This is a genomic window from Achromobacter sp. KK8 (assembly GCF_054188005.1).
Genome location: NZ_CM135178.1, coordinates 2,283,860 through 2,301,742 on the forward strand (window position 1 = coordinate 2,283,860; position 17,883 = coordinate 2,301,742).

16 protein-coding genes and 1 tRNA gene are annotated in these 17,883 nt (G+C 65.6%); 10 read left to right on the forward strand and 7 right to left on the reverse strand.

Annotation, left to right across the window (positions count from 1 at the left end; all coding sequences use genetic code 11):
• The first annotated feature begins 602 nt into the window (after positions 1-602).
• The 4 genes from ACVN9Z_RS10555 (at position 603) to ACVN9Z_RS10570 (ending at position 5,607) form a co-directional block, all read left to right on the forward strand.
• Complete coding sequence (locus ACVN9Z_RS10555) at positions 603-2,519, forward strand: PrkA family serine protein kinase (protein ID WP_370445607.1); 1,917 nt, start codon at positions 603-605, stop codon at positions 2,517-2,519.
• A 12-nt stretch (positions 2,520-2,531) separates the two neighbouring features.
• Entirely contained in the window at positions 2,532-3,791 is a 1,260-nt protein-coding gene (locus tag ACVN9Z_RS10560; protein WP_006388664.1) for a YeaH/YhbH family protein, read from the forward strand.
• Entirely contained in the window at positions 3,788-5,338 is a 1,551-nt protein-coding gene (locus ACVN9Z_RS10565; protein ID WP_020925243.1) for a SpoVR family protein, read from the forward strand. The genes ACVN9Z_RS10560 and ACVN9Z_RS10565 overlap by 4 nt, the downstream gene beginning before the upstream one ends.
• 178 nt (positions 5,339-5,516) lie before the next feature.
• Positions 5,517-5,607, forward strand: a tRNA-Ser gene (locus tag ACVN9Z_RS10570).
• A gap of 99 nt (positions 5,608-5,706) precedes the next feature.
• Here ACVN9Z_RS10570 and ACVN9Z_RS10575 read toward each other — a convergent pair.
• On the reverse strand, positions 5,707-6,564 hold the full coding sequence (locus tag ACVN9Z_RS10575) for a LysR family transcriptional regulator (protein WP_006388666.1): 858 nt from the start codon (positions 6,562-6,564) through the stop codon (positions 5,707-5,709).
• An 83-nt stretch (positions 6,565-6,647) separates the two neighbouring features.
• On the opposite strand from ACVN9Z_RS10575, the gene ACVN9Z_RS10580 reads away from it, so the two are divergent.
• The 3 genes from ACVN9Z_RS10580 (at position 6,648) to ACVN9Z_RS10590 (ending at position 8,920) form a co-directional block, all read left to right on the forward strand.
• A complete protein-coding gene (locus tag ACVN9Z_RS10580) occupies positions 6,648-7,028 on the forward strand; it encodes a tautomerase family protein (protein WP_026382496.1) in 381 nt (126 codons plus the stop codon).
• A gap of 313 nt (positions 7,029-7,341) precedes the next feature.
• Entirely contained in the window at positions 7,342-8,100 is a 759-nt protein-coding gene (locus ACVN9Z_RS10585; RefSeq protein WP_458213377.1) for a putative nucleotide-diphospho-sugar transferase, read from the forward strand.
• A 169-nt stretch (positions 8,101-8,269) separates the two neighbouring features.
• Complete coding sequence (locus ACVN9Z_RS10590; RefSeq protein WP_054448746.1) at positions 8,270-8,920, forward strand: DsbA family oxidoreductase; 651 nt, start codon at positions 8,270-8,272, stop codon at positions 8,918-8,920.
• A 48-nt stretch (positions 8,921-8,968) separates the two neighbouring features.
• Here the strand turns inward: ACVN9Z_RS10590 and ACVN9Z_RS10595 are convergent, their stop codons facing one another.
• Positions 8,969-10,240 (reverse strand): hypothetical protein, encoded by a 1,272-nt coding sequence (locus ACVN9Z_RS10595; RefSeq protein ID WP_053496912.1) that lies wholly within the window; start codon positions 10,238-10,240, stop codon positions 8,969-8,971.
• A 17-nt stretch (positions 10,241-10,257) separates the two neighbouring features.
• Entirely contained in the window at positions 10,258-11,250 is a 993-nt protein-coding gene (locus ACVN9Z_RS10600; protein ID WP_020925237.1) for a Bug family tripartite tricarboxylate transporter substrate binding protein, read from the reverse strand.
• A 142-nt stretch (positions 11,251-11,392) separates the two neighbouring features.
• Between ACVN9Z_RS10600 and ACVN9Z_RS10605 the strand changes: the two genes are divergently transcribed.
• Together ACVN9Z_RS10605 and ACVN9Z_RS10610 are read left to right on the forward strand one after the other, a co-directional pair.
• The gene (locus ACVN9Z_RS10605) at positions 11,393-12,298 is read left to right on the forward strand and encodes a LysR substrate-binding domain-containing protein (RefSeq protein ID WP_020925236.1); all 906 of its coding nucleotides are present in this window, start codon (positions 11,393-11,395) and stop codon (positions 12,296-12,298) included.
• 144 nt (positions 12,299-12,442) lie between these two features.
• Entirely contained in the window at positions 12,443-13,921 is a 1,479-nt protein-coding gene (locus ACVN9Z_RS10610) for a glutamate-cysteine ligase family protein (protein WP_054472456.1), read from the forward strand.
• Positions 13,922-13,991: 70 nt separating this feature from the next.
• Here the strand turns inward: ACVN9Z_RS10610 and ACVN9Z_RS10615 are convergent, their stop codons facing one another.
• Together ACVN9Z_RS10615 and ACVN9Z_RS10620 are read right to left on the reverse strand one after the other, a co-directional pair.
• Entirely contained in the window at positions 13,992-15,779 is a 1,788-nt protein-coding gene (locus ACVN9Z_RS10615) for a patatin-like phospholipase family protein (protein ID WP_458213378.1), read from the reverse strand.
• The gene (locus ACVN9Z_RS10620) at positions 15,776-16,693 is read right to left on the reverse strand and encodes a hypothetical protein (RefSeq protein ID WP_458213379.1); all 918 of its coding nucleotides are present in this window, start codon (positions 16,691-16,693) and stop codon (positions 15,776-15,778) included. The genes ACVN9Z_RS10615 and ACVN9Z_RS10620 overlap by 4 nt, the downstream gene beginning before the upstream one ends.
• A 95-nt stretch (positions 16,694-16,788) precedes the next feature.
• Here ACVN9Z_RS10620 and ACVN9Z_RS10625 point away from each other — a divergent pair, with 95 nt between their 5' ends.
• Positions 16,789-17,295, forward strand: a complete 507-nt coding sequence (locus ACVN9Z_RS10625) for a CesT family type III secretion system chaperone (protein WP_020925232.1) — start codon at positions 16,789-16,791, stop codon at positions 17,293-17,295.
• Between the two features lie 32 nt (positions 17,296-17,327).
• On the opposite strand, the gene ACVN9Z_RS10630 is transcribed toward ACVN9Z_RS10625, so the two are convergent.
• Together ACVN9Z_RS10630 and ACVN9Z_RS10635 are read right to left on the reverse strand one after the other, a co-directional pair.
• On the reverse strand, positions 17,328-17,594 hold the full coding sequence (locus ACVN9Z_RS10630; RefSeq protein WP_020925231.1) for an EscF/YscF/HrpA family type III secretion system needle major subunit: 267 nt from the start codon (positions 17,592-17,594) through the stop codon (positions 17,328-17,330).
• Positions 17,595-17,604: 10 nt separating this feature from the next.
• The gene (locus ACVN9Z_RS10635; RefSeq protein WP_020925230.1) at positions 17,605-17,877 is read right to left on the reverse strand and encodes an EscE/YscE/SsaE family type III secretion system needle protein co-chaperone; all 273 of its coding nucleotides are present in this window, start codon (positions 17,875-17,877) and stop codon (positions 17,605-17,607) included.
• Positions 17,878-17,883 lie beyond the last annotated feature (6 nt).

Sequence of the window (17,883 nt, forward strand, 5' to 3'; positions counted from 1 at the left end):
TCGATTGGTATTTTTTTACCGTGACGCCTCAAATGAATTGCCACAAAACCGTCAATTGGGCTTAAGCTAGGCCATGACTTGGCGCTACGCGCTCATGGCCCGATCCATAACCCGCCACGCGCCCTCGTCACCACGGATTCCAGTGTCGCGTACCGGCGCTTTCACACACCGGACCGATACTTGCTGAACGTAGTCGCTTTGCGCCGTTCAGACCGTTCGCTGCCATCGCATAGCGAACGCACCGGACCTGTTGTCCGGATCATAAGAATCCACCGGGATATCTCATCCCTTCAAATCATTGCTGACCATTTCATGCGTGGCTGCATCCTGCGCCCGTTCTACAGCAATATGCTGAAGGCGTACGAGTGAACTTATTCACGTTGGTTGCAATCCCTGACGGAACTTGTGTCCGAAGGGCGCAGCCTAAACGGAAAGGGCCCGATCGTGCTCTTGGTTGATGTGTGGCGAAAGCAACATACGACCGTGCCGAAATTGCTTATAGCGCGTTGACCCTAGTCACGCTGAAGCACTGAGGCACACAATGGGGACACGTAGGGACGTCATGGCTTTTTCGCGTGTTGTAGGAGGTTTCCGTGCAAAACATCGTCGAAGGCTTCAAGTCGCAGTATGCAAGAGAGCAGGAGTCGGAACTTTCCCTCGAGGAATATCTGAACCTCGCCAAGCGTGACCCGATGGCATATGCCAGCCCCGCTGAGCGCATGCTGGCGGCGATTGGCGAACCTGAAATCGTGGATACGCGCAACGACCCACGTCTTTCCCGTTTGTTTTCCAACCGGACCATCCGACGCTATCCGGCGTTCCAGGAGTTCTACGGCATGGAGGACGTCATCGGGCAGATCGTGGCGTTCTTCAAGCACGCCGCGCAGGGACTGGAAGAGCGCAAGCAAATCCTCTATCTGCTCGGGCCGGTGGGCGGCGGCAAGTCGTCCATCGCCGAACGCCTGAAGGTGCTGATGGAAGTCCACCCCATCTACGCGCTCAAGGGCTCGCCGGTGAACGAGTCGCCGCTCGGCCTGTTCCATCCGGAACGCTTCGGCGACACGCTCGAAAAGGAATACGGCATTCCGCGCCGCTATCTCACGGGCATCATGTCGCCGTGGGCGGTCAAGCGCCTGAAGGAGTTCGACGGCGACATCTCGCAATTCCGCGTGGTGCGCCTGAACCCGTCGGTGCTGCGCCAGGTGGCGATCGCCAAGACCGAGCCGGGTGACGAGAACAACCAGGACATCTCGTCGCTGGTCGGCAAGGTCGACATCCGCAAGCTCGACCGCCATTCGCAGGACGACCCGGACGCCTACAGCTATTCCGGCGGCTTGTGCCTGGCCAACCAGGGCCTGCTCGAGTTCGTGGAAATGTTCAAGGCGCCGATCAAGATGCTGCATCCGCTCTTGACGGCGACGCAGGAAGGCAACTTCAAGGGCACCGAGGGTTTCTCGGCGATCCCGTTCAACGGTTGCATCCTGGCGCACTCGAACGAATCGGAGTGGCAGACCTTCCGCAACAACAAGCACAACGAGGCGTTCCTCGACCGTATCTATATCGTCAAGGTGCCTTACTGCCTGCAGGTGTCGGAAGAAGTCCGCATCTACGAAAAGCTGCTGCATCACAGCTCGCTGTCGACGGCGCCATGCGCGCCGGGGACGCTGGACATGATGGCGCAGTTCTCGGTGCTGACGCGGCTGAAGGAGCCGGAGAATTCCAGCATCTACTCGAAGCTGCGCGTCTATGACGGCGAAAGCCTGAAGGACGTCGACCCGAAGGCCAAGGCGCTGCAGGAGTACAAGGACTACGCCGGCACCGACGAAGGCATGAACGGGGTCTCGACGCGCTTCGCGTACAAGATCCTGTCCAGCGTCTTCAACTACGACCAGACCGAGGTGGCGGCCAATCCGGTGCACCTGATGTACGTGCTCGAACAACGCATCGGGCGCGAGGACTATCCGGAGGAAATCCGCCGGCGCTACCTGGAGTTCATCAAGGGCTTCCTGGCGCCGCGCTATGCCGAGTTCATCGGCAAGGAGATCCAGACGGCGTACCTCGAGTCGTACTCGGAGTATGGGCAGAACATCTTCGATCGCTACGTCACGTTCGCCGACTGCTGGATCCAGGACGAGGAATTCCGCGACCCGGAAACCGGCGAGAGCTTCGACCGCAGCGCCCTGAACGACGAACTGGAGAAGATCGAGAAGCCGGCCGGCATCGCCAATCCGAAGGACTTCCGCAACGAGATCGTGAACTTCGTGCTGCGGGCGCGCGCCAACAACAACGGCCGCAACCCGACCTGGACCAGCTATGAAAAGCTGCGCGAAGTGATCGAGAAGAAGATGTTCTCGAACACGGAAGACCTGCTGCCGGTGATCTCGTTCAACGCCAAGGCGTCGGCCGAGGACAAGACCAAGCACCAGAGCTTCGTCGACCGGATGGTGGAGAAGGGCTACACGGAAAAGCAGGTCAGGCTGCTGTGCGAGTGGTATCTCCGTGTGAGGAAGTCTTCCTGAGCGAGGTGAATCATGAATTCACTGATCGATCGCCGTCTTAACGGGCGCAACAAGAGCGCCGTTAACCGGGAGCGCTTTCTGCGGCGTTACAAGGACCAGATCCGCAAGGCGGTCCACGGGATGATCCGCGACCGCTCGATCCAGGACATGGATCAGGGCGGCGAGATCAATCTGCCCGCCCGCGATATTTCCGAGCCGACGTTCCGGCACGGCGCGGGCGGCGACCGGGAAATGGTGCATCCGGGCAACCGCGAGTTCGCCAAGGGCGATACGTTCGACCGGCCCCAGGGAGGAGAAGGCCAGGGCGGTTCCGAGCCCGGCGAAGGCGAGTCGGTCGATCAGTTCACCTTCAGCCTGTCGCGGGCGGAATTCCTCAACCTGTTCTTCGAAGACCTGGAACTGCCTCACCTGGCCCGCAACACGCTGGGCGAGGTCAGCCAGAAGAAATGGCAACGCGCAGGCTACACCACCACCGGCTCGCCCAGCATGCTCAGCATCAGCCGCACGCTGAAGTCGTCGCTGGCGCGGCGGGTGGCGTTGAGCGTGAAGGCGCGGGCCGACCTCGAGGACGCGGAGGAGCGCCTGGCCAAGGCCAAGGCGGCGGGCGCGCCCGCGGACCAGATCAAGGCCCTGGAACAGGATGTCGAGGACTGCCGCGAGCGCCTGGCCCGCGTGCCGTTCCTGGACGACCTGGACCTGCGCTACCGCAATCGCGTGTCGGTATCGATCCCGATGGCGCGCGCGGTCATGTTCTGCCTGATGGACGTGTCCGGCTCGATGGACGAGGGCAAGAAGGATCTGGCCAAGCGCTTTTTCACGCTGCTGTATCTGTTCCTGTCGCGCAAGTACGAGCATGTGGACCTGGTCTTCATCCGCCACACCGACAACGCCGAGGAAGTGGACGAGCAGACATTTTTCTACGATCCCAAGAGCGGCGGCACCATCGTGCTGTCGGCGCTGGAACTGATGCGCGAGATCGTCGAGAAGCGCTATCCGCCCACCGCCTGGAATGTGTACGCGGCGCAGGCCAGCGACGGCGACTCGTTCGGCGCCGACGCGGGCAAGAGCGCGCGCTTCCTGGCCGAGCACCTGTTGCCAGCCACGCGCTACTTTGCCTATATCGAGGTTCCCGACTCGCAGGAGGCGCGCAAGAGCAGCCTGTGGGCGGAGTATGAACAGAAGCTGGAGCCGCATTTCGTGATGCGGCGGATTTGCGAGCGCGGGGAGATCTATCCCGTGTTCCATGACCTGTTCAAGAAGGAAACCGCATGAATGCCATCCTGGGCGCACTGGTGGAGCCGGAATCGGCCGACAGCCCCCGGCCGTTGTCGCAAGGTTCCGAATGGACGTTCGAACTGATCCAGTCCTATGACGAAGCGATCTCGCGGGTCGCGCGCGAGTACGGGCTGGACACCTATCCGAACCAGATCGAGGTGATCACCTCGGAGCAGATGCTGGACGCGTATGCGTCGGCGGGCCTGCCCATCGGTTATCCGCACTGGTCGTACGGCAAGGAGTTCATCCGCAACGAGCAGTTCTACCGGCGCGGCATGCAGGGCCTGGCCTACGAGATCGTGATCAATTCCAACCCCTGCATTGCGTATCTCATGGAAGAGAACTCCATGACGATGCAGGCGCTGGTGATCGCGCACGCCTGCTATGGCCACAACTCCTTCTTCAAGGGCAACTACCTGTTCCGCCAGTGGACCGACGCCGACGGCGTGCTGGACTACCTGGTGTTCGCCCGCAAGTACGTGATGGATTGCGAGGACCGCTACGGCATCGATGCGGTGGAGGCGCTGCTGGATTCCTGCCATGCGCTGTCGCACCATGGCGTGGACCGCTACAAGCGGCCGACGCCGATCTCGTACAAGGAAGAGGCCGCGCGCCAGGCCGAACGCCAGGAACACGCGCGCCTGCAATACAACGACCTGTGGCGCACGCTGCCGCGGCTGGAGGCCGACAAGGACGAGCGGGTCGCCGCGTCGGTGTTCCCGCCCGAGCCGGAAGAGAACCTGCTGTACTTCATCGAGAAGTATTCGCCCAAGCTGGCGCCGTGGCAGAAGGAGCTCGTGCGCATCGTGCGCAAGATCGCCCAGTATTTCTATCCGCAGACCCAGACCAAGGTCATGAACGAGGGCTGGGCCACGTTCTGGCACTACACCATCCTGAACCGGCTGCACGAGAAGGGGCTGGTCAATGACGGCTTCATGATGGAGTTCCTGCAGAGCCACACCAACGTGGTCAGCCAGCGCGGTTTCGACGAGCGCGGCTACGGCGGCATCAACCCGTACGCGCTGGGTTTTGCGATGATGTCGGATATTCGCCGCATCTGCGAAAAGCCCACCGACGAGGACCGCCGCTGGTTCCCCGACATCGCCGGCGGCGACTGGCTCAAGACGCTGGACTTCGCCATGCGCAACTTCAAGGACGAGTCGTTCATCTCACAGTACCTGTCGCCGCGCCTGATCCGCGAGTTCCGCTTCTTTGCGATCTCGGACCACCAGGCCAATCCCAAGCTGGAGGTCGCCGCGATCCACGACGACGAGGGTTACCGCGACATCCGCCGCCTGCTGGCCGCGCAGCACAACCGCGACAACCAGGTGCCGGACATCCAGGTCACGCGCTTCAACCGCGACACCGATCGCTCGCTGGTGCTGCGGCATCTGCGAAGCCGCGGCCGGCCGCTGGCGGCCGAGGACGCGGAGCAGGTCATGAAGCACCTGGCGCGGCTGTGGGGCTTCCGGGTGCGGCTGGAGGAAACCGAGCCGGACGGCACGGTCAGCTCGTACCGCGAACAGGATCCGCCGAACGCCTGAGCGTGCATGGCAGCTCCGGACGAGCGCGGGATGGCGGCCGCGGGGCGCGCAGCGGAGCCTGCGGCAAAAGGGGACGCAATAACGTCCCCTTTTTCTTTACCCCGTTCCGCCAATGCAGCTTTCCTGCCGATCTGCTAGAATCGCGGATTCGCATTTTCAGGAATGCGTATCCAGATCAGGACAGGTGGCCGAGTGGTTGAAGGCGCACGCCTGGAAAGCGTGTATACGTCAAAAGCGTATCGGGGGTTCGAATCCCCCTCTGTCCGCCAAGATTTCCCCAAGCCTTGCCCGGCCTTGCCGGCAATGTCGCAAACCCGCATGAACATTGGTTCTGCGGGTTTTTTGTTGCCCGCTGTTGTTTGCCTGCCTCAGTTTCGCGCCACGCTGCGAAAGGCGGCCGAGAGCGCGGCAAGCGCGTCGCGCGCCCGGCTGTCCCTGACTCTGGTATGAAGCAGAATGGGCAGGCGCGGCAATTCCGGCAACCCCAGCCTGGGGCCGACGTCGACCGCCCCGAACGGCACCATGCGCGCGGAGAGCGCGGCAACGCCGAGCCCGGCCATCACGGCGGCCGCGACCGCCATCACGCCGCCGCCCACGAATACTTCCGTCCAGGGTATGCCTGCCTCGTCGAGCAGCTGTCCAGCCATGGCGCGCACGCCGCAAGGTTCGGCCATCGTGGCCAGCGGCAGGGGCGTTCCCGCGCGATGTTGCCAGCCCGGCATGGCGAACCAGCCAAACTTCTCTTCGGCGAGGAGGTCTCCATCGCCGCGGCCCGCGTGGAAGCGGACGATCACCGTGTCGAGTTCCCTGCGGTCGAAACTCTGAAGCAGCTCCGCTGACGATCCAATCCGGATTTCGATCAGCAGTTGCGGGTCCTGCGCGTTCATGCGGGCAATCAAGGCGGGCAGTTCCGGGCCGGCGACATGGTCGCTGATGCCGATGGCGAGACGCCGCCGCGTTTGCGCGACAACCGAGACCGCCCGGTCATGGGCCTGCATGAGTTCGCGCGCATGTTCGAGAAAGGTCGCGCCCTGTGCAGAAAGTTCCACGCTGCGGGGCGTGCGTTCGACAAGCCTGAATCCCAGCCTGTCTTCGAGCCGCTTGAGCCGCAGGCTGACCGCCGCCTGCGTGGTCTGCAAGGCTTCGGCGGCGCGGGTGAAACTCCCGAGTTCCGCAATGCGGATGAAGGCTCGGACGGCTTCCAGGTCGAGGGCACGCTCAGTCATTTCAATAATTTATCGTTGAAATAAAGGTCCATACGTTATCAGAATAGATAACATGAAGGCTGACAACCATGGAGGAATCCACGATGCCGCTCGCTCATATCTCGTTGCGTACCGGAAAGACGGAGGCTTACAGGCAGGCGATCTTCGATGGCGTTTATCGCGCGATGCGCGAGACATTCGATGTTCCCGAAGACGACCAGTTCATGTTCCTGACCGAGCACGAGGCCGCGAACTTTCGCTACGGTGCGACTTACCTCGATGTCGCCCGCAGCGACGATCTCGTGTTCATTCAGATCACGGCGAACAACACGCGCGGCGTGGAGCAGAAGAAGGCGTTGTTCCAGCGGATCGCGGCATTGCTCGGCGACAATCCCGGCATCCGGTCCGAGGACGTGTTCGTCAGTCTCGTCGAGGTCGTGAAAGAAAACTGGTCGCTGGGACGCGGCCTGGCGCAGTACGCCTGACCTGGCCCGCGACAGGCCGTAATCTGGAAAGCCAGTTGAAAGTTGTGTTGACCCGGTGGCCGGGTTTCCCAGGGAAGTCCGCGGGGCGCGTGTTTCAGCATGGCGCTTTGCATTTCGACTGATTGCAAATACATGGACGCCAAATGCGGCGATTCATACACTCCGCCTGCGCGTCATCCCGCGCCCGCTTGCGCGGCCCGGCAAACGCGCCGCGCGGCGGCGGGATGCCGCGTTGTGCGAGCCTGCCGCCGCGCTGTCGATCCGATGCTGCCGGTACGCCCGCTTTACCTCATCTTGAAAAGCGTGGCGCAGCATGTTCGATTGGTTTCGACGCAAGTGGTTCGGGTGGTCCGCGGAGCAGACGCGCGTGGTGCCGAGCTTTCCGCGGGATACGGGAGCGCCGGACCGGCGTGGCGGTGCCGCCACCGGCGTGGTGGTCGCGTTCTTCACGCGCGACAGCATCTACGAGACGGAAAAGAACCGTCTGCTGCGATCGGCGCAAAGATTGGGACTGGCCGTCGACGCCGAGCCGATCGAATCCACCGGGTCCTGGGTGCGCAATGCGTCCATGAAGCCGTCGGTGCTGGTTGCCATGCGCCGCAAGCACGCGGGCCCCATGTTGTACGTCGACGTGGACGCGGTGTTTCATCGCGACCCATGGCCGGCGCTGGCCGCGCTGGACTGCGATATCGCCGCCTACTACGAGCCGCAGGGGCATCTGCTGAGCGGCACGCTGTTCATCAACCATACGCCTGGCGCCACCGCGTTGTTGCAAGCCTGGGCGCAGGCTTGCGCGGAGAATCCGGATGAATGGGATCAATTGGTGCTCGAACGGCTGCTTGACAGCGACGCCGCCCGCGCCGAACCGCGCTATCGGCTGGCGCGGTTGCCCGTTGCCTATTGCTGGATCTTCGACAAGACCGACAATGCGCCGTGCGACGAGATCTACGTCGAGCATCTGCAGGCCAGCCGGGAAGCCACGCAACGCAAGCGCGTGTTCGGCAGGCCGGTCCGCGCGGTCAGGCGCCGGCGGGACCGGGTGCGCGCGATCGAGCGGATCCTGTTCGAATGAAGGGGCGCGTCAGGCCACGGCATAGATGATGTGGTCCAGCAAGCATTCGACCTGCCTGTCCGCCTGGCGCCGGCAGCCGGATTTGCCCTGAATCCCTGGCAGGCCCAGGGCTTTTGCATGGCGGCGCGCGGCAATGTTCTACGCTAATCGCCTGTTCCCGGAGATTGCCATGCCCAAGATCACTATCGATTTCGTGTCCGATGTTGCCTGCCCCTGGTGCGCGGTGGGCCTGGGCGGCCTGCTGGCCGCGATGGAGCGGGTGGCGGGCGAGGCCGACGTCGAACTGCATTTCCGGCCGTTCGAACTCAATCCCGACATGCCCAAGGGCGGGCAGAACACCATCGAACGGCTGATGGCGAAATACGGCTACAGCCGCGATCAGGTGCAGGCCAATCGCAAGGCGATCAGCGAACGCGCGGCAGCCGTCGGCATGCGCATGCGCATGGAGGATGACAATCGCTCGTTCAATACCTTCGATGCCCATCGCCTGTTGCATTGGGCCGGATTGCAGGGCCAGGCCGGCCAGACCGCGCTGAAGAAGCGTCTGCTGGAGGTCTATCACTACGAGAACCACGACACCAGCGATGCCCAGGTGCTGGCGCGGGCCGCGGCCGACGCGGGACTGGATGAAGCGCAGGCGCGCGAGGTGCTGGCGTCCGGGCGCTATGCCGACGAGGTGCGCAAGGAAGAGGCCGACTGGCGCGACCGGGGCATCACGTCCGTGCCGTCGGTGATCCTCAACGGCAAGTACCTGGTGTCCGGCGGCCAGCCGGCCGACGTGTTCGAACAGGCGCTGCGCCAGGTGGCGCGCGAGGGCTGAGGCGGCGCCCTCGCGGGCAGCCCGGCCGCCGCATTCCGTCGACCGCCTTCAAGCCCGCACGATCGGGCCCACGTCCAGCACGTACATCTGCCGCTCGCCTTCGTGCACGGAATCGATGCAGACCTGGGTGCCGTCGCGGCTCCAGCGCGGATGCAGGTCGCAGCGGTTTTCCTTGGACAGCGCGGGATCGGCGTAGAAGCTGCCGAGATCGTGGCGTTGTCCCGTGCGCATGTCGTACAGGAACAGGATGCGTTCGTGCGTGACGGGATCGGGATAGGTATCGCTCAGCAGCCAGCGGGTGTCCACCGGCGAAAAAGTCATGTGGCCGTTCTCGGTGAGGATGCCGTCGCCGACCACTTGCACCTGGCCGCCGTCGGCATCCTCGTACAGGTGGTAGTGGATACTGCCGGCGTGCGGCCCCCACACGATGATCGAGCGGTCGTCGCGCCACAGCGGGTGCGAGATCTGGTATTCCGACTTCTCGTAGTCGAAGGTGCCGACCGCGTTCGGATCGAAGTCGGCGGCCAGCTGCGGCAAGGGATGGTCGGAGCATTCCAGCAGGCGCATGTCGCTGCCGTCCGGATTCATCGTGATGAGGCGGTGCAGGAAGCAGGTTTCGTCCTCGACCCGTTCGGTCCAGCGATGCAGGAACAGGATGCGGGTCGATGACGGGTTGATCTCGATGTGGCTGACCCAGTGGATGGCGCGCTCCATCGAGGCGCGCGGGTGGAAGTTGCGCAGTTCGGCATAGCTGACCAGCAGGCGGTGGTCGCCGCTGTCCAGGTCCAGGGCGTGGATGCCGTCGTCCGCCGGGGCGTTGGCCACCGGGCCCGGCGCGTGTTCGCTGTAGCCGATGGTCTGGTGCGTGATGTAGAGCCGCCGGTAGTCCACGCACAGCGCGTAGCGGCTGTTGGGTGCCGCGACGTAGATCGGCAGCGGCAGGTAGTGGGTTTCGCCGGTGGCGAGATCGTGCACCGCCGAGCGCAGGCCGGGATAGAAACCGCTTTCGTCGTCGCGGCGGCAGTTGTAGATCAGCTGCGGTTCGGCCTTGCCGTCCAGCCATTGCAGTTGGCAGCCCATCTGCCAGTTCCAGGCGGTGGTGGCGCCGACGGCGTGGTAGCGTCCGCCGTCGCACAGGTCGAAGTAGCCCACTTCGGCCTGCAGTTGCGGGGTGAGCACGGCATCCTTGAACGCGGTGCGATTGGCCAGCAGATAGCGGCCGTCACGGTGCCAGACGGTCTTGTTGTAGTAGCCGAAGAAATGGTGATGCGGCGCGGCGCCCAGGCGGCGGCAGGCGATGGGTGTGGTCATGCGAGTCATGGGTCGGGAAAAGAAGTTCAACCGGCGCTGATGTGTTCGGCCTCGATGACCTTGTTCCAGCGGGCGCGTTCGCGTTCGACGAAGGCGCGCGCCTCGGCCGGGGTGTTGCCCACCGGGGTCATGCCCAGGCGTTCGAGCCCGGCGCGGAACGCGGGGTCGGCGTAGACGCGGCGCAGGTCGGCGCTGATCTTCTCGATCAGCGCGTCGGGCACGTCCTTGCCGGCGGCCAGCGTGGTCCAGGAGGTGACCGTCAGGCCTGGCAGGCCGGCCTCGGCGGCGGTGGGAACGTCGGGCAGCGCGGCCGAACGCGTGGCGCCGGTGATGGCCAGCGCCTTGAGCTTGCCGGACTGGATGTAGCCGATGGTGGTGGGCACGTTCTCGAACAGCAGCTGGATCTGGCCGCCGAGCAGGTCGTTGAGGGCGGCCGAGCTGCCGCGGTACGGTATGTGTACGATCGGGGCCTGGGAGGCGGTCTTGTAGAGTTCGCCTACCATGTGTACCGAAGAGCCCACGCCGGCCGAGCCGAAGTGCAGCGTTTCCGGCTTGGCCTTGGCCTGCGCGGTAAGCTCGGCAAGGGTGGTGGCCTCCAGCGCTGGATTGGCCACCACAACGTGCGGCATCTCGGCGACGATGGTGATGAGCTTCAGGTCGTCGGCGGGGCGGTAGTTCAGGGTTTTGTAGACGCCGTAGGTGGCGTGCAGGCCGATGGAGCCGAGCAGCAGGGTGTAGCCATCGGGCCCGGAATCGGCCACGTATTTGCCGCCGATATGGCCGCCGGCGCCGGGCCGGTTCTCGACCACGACGGACTGGCCATAGAGCTTGCCCAGGTGTTCGGCGAGCAGGCGCCCCTGGATGTCCGAACTGCCGCCGGCCGTGAACGGTACGATGATCCGTAACGGTCGGTCGGGATAATTGGCTTGGGCCTGCACGGTGAACGGCAGGGCCGCGCCGGCGAGGGTCAGGCAAAGGGCTTGCAGGACGCGGCGGCGCCAGGGACGGCATGAAAACATGGTAATTCCCCACAGCAGTTGGATTTCAAGAGGGGCGCGAGTGACCACACCCTGGGAGCCACGAGTGTAGGAGTGGCGAGAGTATTTGAAAAAATTCTTTTTTCGGCATAGGCTATGCAGGTTTGCAATACCCTGTGACGCCATGAGCCGACCGCTGAATTTCCGTCAGATCGAAGCCTTCCACGCGGTAATGCTGGCCGGCACCACCACGGGTGCCGCGCAGATGCTGCGCACCACCCAGCCGTCGATCAGCCGCCTGCTGGCGCAGGCGCAGCAGGCCAGCGGCCTGAAGCTGTTCGACATGGAGCGTGGCCGCCTGCGTCCGACACGCGAGGCCAAGGACCTGTTCGACACCGTCAAGCGGCACTTCGTGGGCCTGGAGCGCATCGAGGATCGCGTGGCCGCCATGCGCCGCAGCGGCAGCGGCGTGCTGCGGCTGGCCTGCACGCCGGCGCTGGGCCTGGGCATGCTGCCGGGCGCGGTCGAGGAATTCGCGCAGCGCTATCCCGACGTGCACATCAACATGCAGACCGTGGGCAGCCAGTACCTGCGCGAAGGCCTGCTGCATGGCACCTACGACGTGGTGGTGACGACGGTGCCGCTGGACGGCGCGCACCTGGCGCTGCACAGCCTGCACGAGAGCGCGGCGGTCTGCGTGATGCGGCCCGACCATCCGTTGGCCGCGCTGCCCGCCATCGGCATCGCCGACCTGAACGAGCGCCGGTTGCTGGTGTTGAACGCGGACGACGACGTCTACCTGCAGCTGCGCGGCGCCATGCTGGCGCACCAGGTGCAGCCGGTGTCCGAAATCGAGACCACCTATTCCTCGACGATCTGCGCGCTGGCCGCTGCCGGCACCGGCCTGGGCATCGTCAATCCGTACATTGCCGACGTGTTCGCGCAGCAACTGGCGATAAGGCCGTTCACGCCGAGCCTGCCGGTGCGCGTCTGCATGGCTTATCCCGCGCAGACGGCGCCGTCGGTGGTGACGGAAGCGTTTGTCGACATCCTGACGCAACGCTTCCGGGCCATGGCAGACGTCGCCTGATCCGGGGCCTGGCGGAACGTCCGCGCAATTCGTGTTACTAAGTCTGCACTGCGTCCATTGTCCCTGGAGAATTCGCCCCATGTCCGCCGCCATCCCTCGAGTCCGGCATCGCCCCGCCGCCATCCGCCCGGGCGGAGCGGCGCGATGACGCCGCTCGCCGGACGCACGCTGGGGTTGGAGATGGAAATGGCGGTGGCGCGGCACGATACCGGCGCCAGCCACCCGGTGGCCGGCTACTTCGAAGCGCTCGCCGCGATCAAGGCCGCGCGCGGCGAAGCGCCGGACCTGGCGCGCATTGGCGAGCGGGCGGTCGGCGTTTCGGTGGCGGCGGGCGAGAGCGGGCTGGACAACGGCTTCAACCTGCTGGAAACCGCGTTCGCCCCGGTGTCCGAGCAGGAAGGCGGATTGGCCGAACTGGCGCGGCGCATCACGCGCGAGCTGCGCGATGCCTGCGCCGCGCTGCAAGCGGAAGGCGCGGTGCTGTTGAATGCGTCGGAACATCCGGATTGCACGCTGGATCCGCAGTGGTACGCGGCGGTGCACGTGCCGCGGCCGATCTATCACGAACTGGTCGGCCACCGCGAATGGCTGCACCGCGTGGGCATCGACGCCAAGGCCCAGAACAGTCCCTGCACCTCGGTGGACGTGTCGCAGGCGGCGCGCGCGCTGAACGTGGTGCTGGCGCTGGCGCCGGCCAGCATCGCGATCTTCGCCAACAGTCCGCTCGCGCAGGGGCGCGTGACCGGCCTGAAGGAAAACCGGCTGACCGTTTGGGACCGCATGTTCCGCCATTCGCGCTATGCCGGTGATTACTACCTGCAGCGGCTGCCCGAAAGGCCGTTCGTGGACCTGGGTGATTACTTCCGCTGGATGTTCGCGCCCGGCACGGCGAGCCGTTGCCTGCCCTTGGCCGTGGACGAGGGCTACAAGTCCGCCGCTGGTGTGTATCTGCACGGCGCGCCGTCGCTGTCGGCCTTCCTGGCGTCGGATGGCTGGCCGGGCCGGCGTTCGGACACCGGTGAAACGGTGACCATGACGCCGCAGGGTGGCCATTTCGAGTATTCGCAGTTCGCGCATTTCCTGGATGCGCGCTGGCGCTACCGGCTGGCAACGCCGCCGCCGCTGGAAGCGCTGCGCGAGGCCTGGCGGCGGCCGGGCGGTATCGAGGACCTGTACGCGGGCCTGGGCGCCATCGGTTATATCGAAGGCCGGGCGCCGGGCGCCGGGTTTGCCGACGCGCAGTTGCTGCGGGAGGCGGGGGCGTCGGTGGCGGCCACGCTGGTGATGGCGCCCTCCGCGTTGCAGCTGGGCCTGATGCGCAACCTGTCGCAGGCGGAAGACCTGCTGCGTTCGTGGGGTTGGTTGCGATTGCGCGCGATGCGCGCCGATGCCATGCGCGACGCGCTGCACGATCCCGCCGTGCGGGCCTTGGCGGGCGAGGTGCTGGCGGTGGCCGAGGGCGGGTTGGCGCGGCACGAGCGCCCTTGGCTGGCCTATGCCCGCTATGCGGTGGACGCGTGCAGCACCGGCGCCGACCGCATGCTGCGTCTGTGGCGCGAGCTGGAAGGCGACCCCAACCGGTTGGCGGCGATCTGCCGCGCGCGGGCCGTGGTGCCGCTGTAAACGGCAGTGGCAGCGGCAGACGGCGGGGCAGGCCCTGCACGGGCCGCCCGCAGCTTGCGGACGGCGCGCTTCAGACGCGCAGCAGCATGGGGTCCGGTCCCGGCGCCCGGTCCAGCAGCGCCAGCAACTGACGCTGCAAGCCATCCGGCGCGGCGCCCGTGCGCAACGCCTGCTTTTCATCGTCGGTCAACAGCCCGGCCAGTTCCTCCAGGCTGCCGCATTCCATCGAGTAGGCTTGCTGGGTGCGGGCGTCGATCTGCTCCAGCGATTTCCAGGCCGACAGCATATGGGCCTGGTGCTGGGTCTGGTCGCTGATGTTCGAGGTCAGCGTGCCAATGCCGCCATGGAACACCGGCAGCGCATTGGGACCGGCCGCCCACACCTTGCGCTGGTCGGCGAGATCCGCGTCCGCCTGGTTGGGATGGCCAGTGACCAGATTGACGAAAAACGAGGTGATCTTGCCCAGCGCGCCCGGCGCCGGCCGCTGCGGCGGTCCGCCGTGCATGATCTGGTAGGCCTTGCCGTTCTCGTCGAAGGTCAGCAGCAGGGTACGGGCGCGGGCCTGCGCCATCTCCGGGCCGGCCAGCGGGACGCGAACGCCGCGGGCGTTGACGGGCCGGGTGAACACCTCGGAAGGCATGTTGCTGCCGATGCCGCCATCGGCATAGACCTTCCTGCCGCCCTCCGCGGTTTCGATCGACACGGCCTTGAATGCGATCGGGAACGCCATCGAGATGCGCGCGGCATACGCCACCGGCATGTCCGGATGGGTGTCGGCGTCGAAGTACGTTTCGCCGGGCGGGGTCTTGCCCCAGCCGGTCAGCGTCAACTGTTTGAATTTGTCAGGCGCCAGCTGGTTCAGCAATTTCAGGTCGCCGAACGTGACCATGTTGTCCTCGTGCGGCTGATCGAAATCGGGCGTTTGCTGCAAAAGGGAAAGACGGGCGAGTTGCCTGTCGTCCAGCCGCCCCTGGTCCGCCAGGGCCACCAGTCTGTCCTGGAATGCCGGGGTGTTCCAGTGTTCCGTCAGATAGCTGCGCACGCTTTGGGCCGTGGTCTGATCGATCACCTTCAGCGACGCGAAGGCGGGCGCCAGGCCGCCTTCCATCCGCACGCCGGGATAGATGCGCGCGGCGTCGGCGCCACCCTTGAGCGCATCCAGCATGCCGGGGCGAAACAATGCGTCGGCCGGGCCTTTCTCGAATTGCGCCGCGCTCAGGCCGGCCGCCAGGCAGGTGGCGGTCAGCGCGCCCGCCGAGGAGCCCGCCAGGTGCTTGACACCCGCCAGCATGCCGGCCTTCTCCAGCTGGTCCAGCCCGGCGCTGTAGCCGATCCCCTTGGCGCCGCCGCCTCGCAGCACCATGTTCTCCAGCTGGGGCGCGGGACGGATGACCACGAACTTGTCGCCGCGTGGAATGATCTGCGGGCGGGTATCGACCGGGCCCAGATTGGACAGCAGTTCGGCGCGGGCGGCGTCGACCTTGAGCCGGTCCAGGGCCATGACGGCCTGCTTGCCGGCGGACTTCATGGCGTTGGCGAAATCCTTGCCGACGACGGAGCCGTCGTCCTTGCGCGCAAGGGCGTCGAAGGTGCGCTGGACGATGGAATCGAAACGGGTCTGCACGTCGCTGGCAAAGCCCTCGATGCCCTTGGCGCCCATCATGTCGGCAAGCGCGCTGGTCTCGCGCAGGAAGTACTGCTCGAAGGACTGCCTGGCCGAGTCCACATGCGCGGCGTTGCTGTCGGGGGTGACGAACAGGCCTTTCAGCTGGCCCAGCAGTGATGCGGGTTGTTGCGCGGGCGGCTGCCAGACGGAGGCGGCGGCGCTGTTCTGGATGGCGCTGGAAATTCCGTTCATGCCAGGGCTCCCGGTGTGGTCGTGCCGGCCACGGCGGCCGCCGTGCCGTATGCGATCTGCGCGTCTTCCAGCGCCAGGTTGCGGACCAGGGCGCGCGTGTCGCTCGCCTGTGCCACCTGGTATTGCAGCCAGCGCGGCCACGTGTCGTCGTCCAGGCTTGTGAGCGCGATACGGCCGGTCGCGGTGATGAACTGGCGGCTGTCCAGGCCGACCACGTAGGCGTGGCCGCGCAACGCGTTCTGGTTGATCAGCAGCGCGCTCTTGATGACCGCGCGGCGCAGGGCGCCTTGCAGGGCGGCGGCGTCGTGCAGGAAGAAGTCGGCCAGCAGCAACCGGTTGGATGGGTGCAGCGTGATGCGGCCGGGCAGGTCGTCGAACAGCAGATCGAACTGGCGCGCGCCGATGGGCAGGGCGTCCAGTCCGCAAGCCCGGGCCAGGCGCGCCAGGTCGTGCTCGGCCTGGCGCGCATCGCCTTGCGGCCCGCGTGGCAGCGCCGATGCGGAGGAGGGGTCGTGCGCGAGCGGTCGCTCGAGGCGATCGAGTTCGCGCAGCAGCGCATCGGCGGTGTCATGCAGCGCCTGGGCATCGCAAGGCGAATACAGCGCAATGCTGAGACTCGGGCCGAGTTCAGGGGAAATGCCGCCGATCAGGCCTGCGCCCAGCCGTGTATCGAAGCCGCGACGCAGCAGCGCTTCGCCTTGCGGATCGTCAAAGCCGGGGGCGTCGTTGAAGGCGTGGCGCCAGGCCGTGAGGACTACGCTGCCGTCATAGGCATTGCGGGCCATGCCCACCTGATGGTGGTCGTCCACCGGCGCGGCCCACTGCGCGGGCTGTTGCGTGTCGTTGGAATGGAAATGCGCGTGCGTGTATTGCGCGGCCGCTTGCGCGATGTCGAAGAGGGAGTTTTGCGCCATGAAGAGCTCGCCGAGTGGAAATCACTCCCTGAGTAACCGCGGACCCTCTCCGGGTTCCCAGTCGGGGCTGGGATTCGCGCGATGCGGGTGCCATAATGGCGGCTCTTCAATTTCGTGCCTACGGCCAACCGCGCAAGACGACGCCGGTATCGCCCTCCATCATCGTGTCAGACTCCCACTTCGCCCAGGCGCTTTCCGAACTTGGCCAGGCGCTGGGCATTCCCGCCTTGGCGCCGGCCGAGGGCGGGCTGTGCCAGCTGGCGTTCGATGGCCGCCACTTGGTGCAACTGCTGGCGCACGGCGCGCGCGGCCAGATCCTGCTGTCATGCGCGGTGGGCGGCGGCAAGATGGACGGGGCGCAGGCGCTGTTGGCCGCGCAGGGCAACTTCCTGCAGGCGGGCGGCGGCGTGGTGGCGTGCGCGGCGCCGGACGGCCGCATGCATCTGCAACTGGGCGTGCCGCGCGAACAATGCAACGCCCAGGCGCTGCTGGCGGCGATCGATGCGCTGCTCAACCAGGTCGAGGCCTGGGAAAAACGCGGCGCGCGCGCCGAACCGGACGCGCCGCGGCGCACCCCCACATTCATGCGGCAGTCGGTATAGCGCCGGCGGCCGGCATGCGCCGGCCGGACGGGTCAGCTGGCTTTCTGGATCACGCCCTTGAGCGAGTCGGCGATCTGCTTGGTGATCGTGCTCTGGATTTCGATCAGCATGGTCCATTGCTGCACTTGCTGCTGCATCTTCAGCATGTCCGCCTGGGACACGCTGCCGTCGGCGTTGGTGCGCATGGTCGACAGGGTCGTCTGCAGGTTGCTTTCCTGCGAGCGGATGCTGTCGTAGATCGTGTTGTTCACGCTGTTGAAATTCAGGCCGGACGAGCCGGTCAATCCGTTCAGTGCCATGGTGCGTCTCCTAGCGGGTCGAGCGAGAGAAGGGGGAAGGCGGCGCGGCCGTGCGCGCCGTTGAATCAAGCGTCATGCCGGCCAGCACCTCGCGCGCCGCGGCGGCGGCCTGCGCCACCGCCTGGCATTGCTGGAAAGCGACGGGCACCAGGCCCGAGTCCAGACGCTCGCGGGCGGCCTGTTCGAGCGTGGCGAGCCGTTGCGACAACGTGGCGCGCAGCTCGGCGCCGCCGGGCGCGGCAAGGCGTTGTTCCAGTTCGGTCAGGGCGGTCGGTGCGTTCATGGTTGC

What these genes read in the sequence shown, in the direction of transcription:
- ACVN9Z_RS10560 (WP_006388664.1), top strand. Translation starts at nt 2,532, where the DNA reads ATGAATTCACTGATCGATCGCCGTCTTAACGGGCGCAACAAGAGCGCC.
- ACVN9Z_RS10565 (WP_020925243.1), top strand. Translation starts at nt 3,788, where the DNA reads ATGAATGCCATCCTGGGCGCACTGGTGGAGCCGGAATCGGCCGACAGC.
- ACVN9Z_RS10575 (WP_006388666.1), bottom strand. Translation starts at nt 6,564, where the DNA reads ATGACTGAGCGTGCCCTCGACCTGGAAGCCGTCCGAGCCTTCATCCGC.
- ACVN9Z_RS10580 (WP_026382496.1), top strand. Translation starts at nt 6,648, where the DNA reads ATGCCGCTCGCTCATATCTCGTTGCGTACCGGAAAGACGGAGGCTTAC.
- ACVN9Z_RS10585 (WP_458213377.1), top strand. Translation starts at nt 7,342, where the DNA reads ATGTTCGATTGGTTTCGACGCAAGTGGTTCGGGTGGTCCGCGGAGCAG.
- ACVN9Z_RS10590 (WP_054448746.1), top strand. Translation starts at nt 8,270, where the DNA reads ATGCCCAAGATCACTATCGATTTCGTGTCCGATGTTGCCTGCCCCTGG.
- ACVN9Z_RS10595 (WP_053496912.1), bottom strand. Translation starts at nt 10,240, where the DNA reads ATGACTCGCATGACCACACCCATCGCCTGCCGCCGCCTGGGCGCCGCG.
- ACVN9Z_RS10600 (WP_020925237.1), bottom strand. Translation starts at nt 11,250, where the DNA reads ATGTTTTCATGCCGTCCCTGGCGCCGCCGCGTCCTGCAAGCCCTTTGC.
- ACVN9Z_RS10605 (WP_020925236.1), top strand. Translation starts at nt 11,393, where the DNA reads ATGAGCCGACCGCTGAATTTCCGTCAGATCGAAGCCTTCCACGCGGTA.
- ACVN9Z_RS10610 (WP_054472456.1), top strand. Translation starts at nt 12,443, where the DNA reads ATGACGCCGCTCGCCGGACGCACGCTGGGGTTGGAGATGGAAATGGCG.
- ACVN9Z_RS10615 (WP_458213378.1), bottom strand. Translation starts at nt 15,779, where the DNA reads ATGAACGGAATTTCCAGCGCCATCCAGAACAGCGCCGCCGCCTCCGTC.
- ACVN9Z_RS10620 (WP_458213379.1), bottom strand. Translation starts at nt 16,693, where the DNA reads ATGGCGCAAAACTCCCTCTTCGACATCGCGCAAGCGGCCGCGCAATAC.
- ACVN9Z_RS10625 (WP_020925232.1), top strand. Translation starts at nt 16,789, where the DNA reads ATGGCGGCTCTTCAATTTCGTGCCTACGGCCAACCGCGCAAGACGACG.
- ACVN9Z_RS10630 (WP_020925231.1), bottom strand. Translation starts at nt 17,594, where the DNA reads ATGGCACTGAACGGATTGACCGGCTCGTCCGGCCTGAATTTCAACAGC.
- ACVN9Z_RS10635 (WP_020925230.1), bottom strand. Translation starts at nt 17,877, where the DNA reads ATGAACGCACCGACCGCCCTGACCGAACTGGAACAACGCCTTGCCGCG.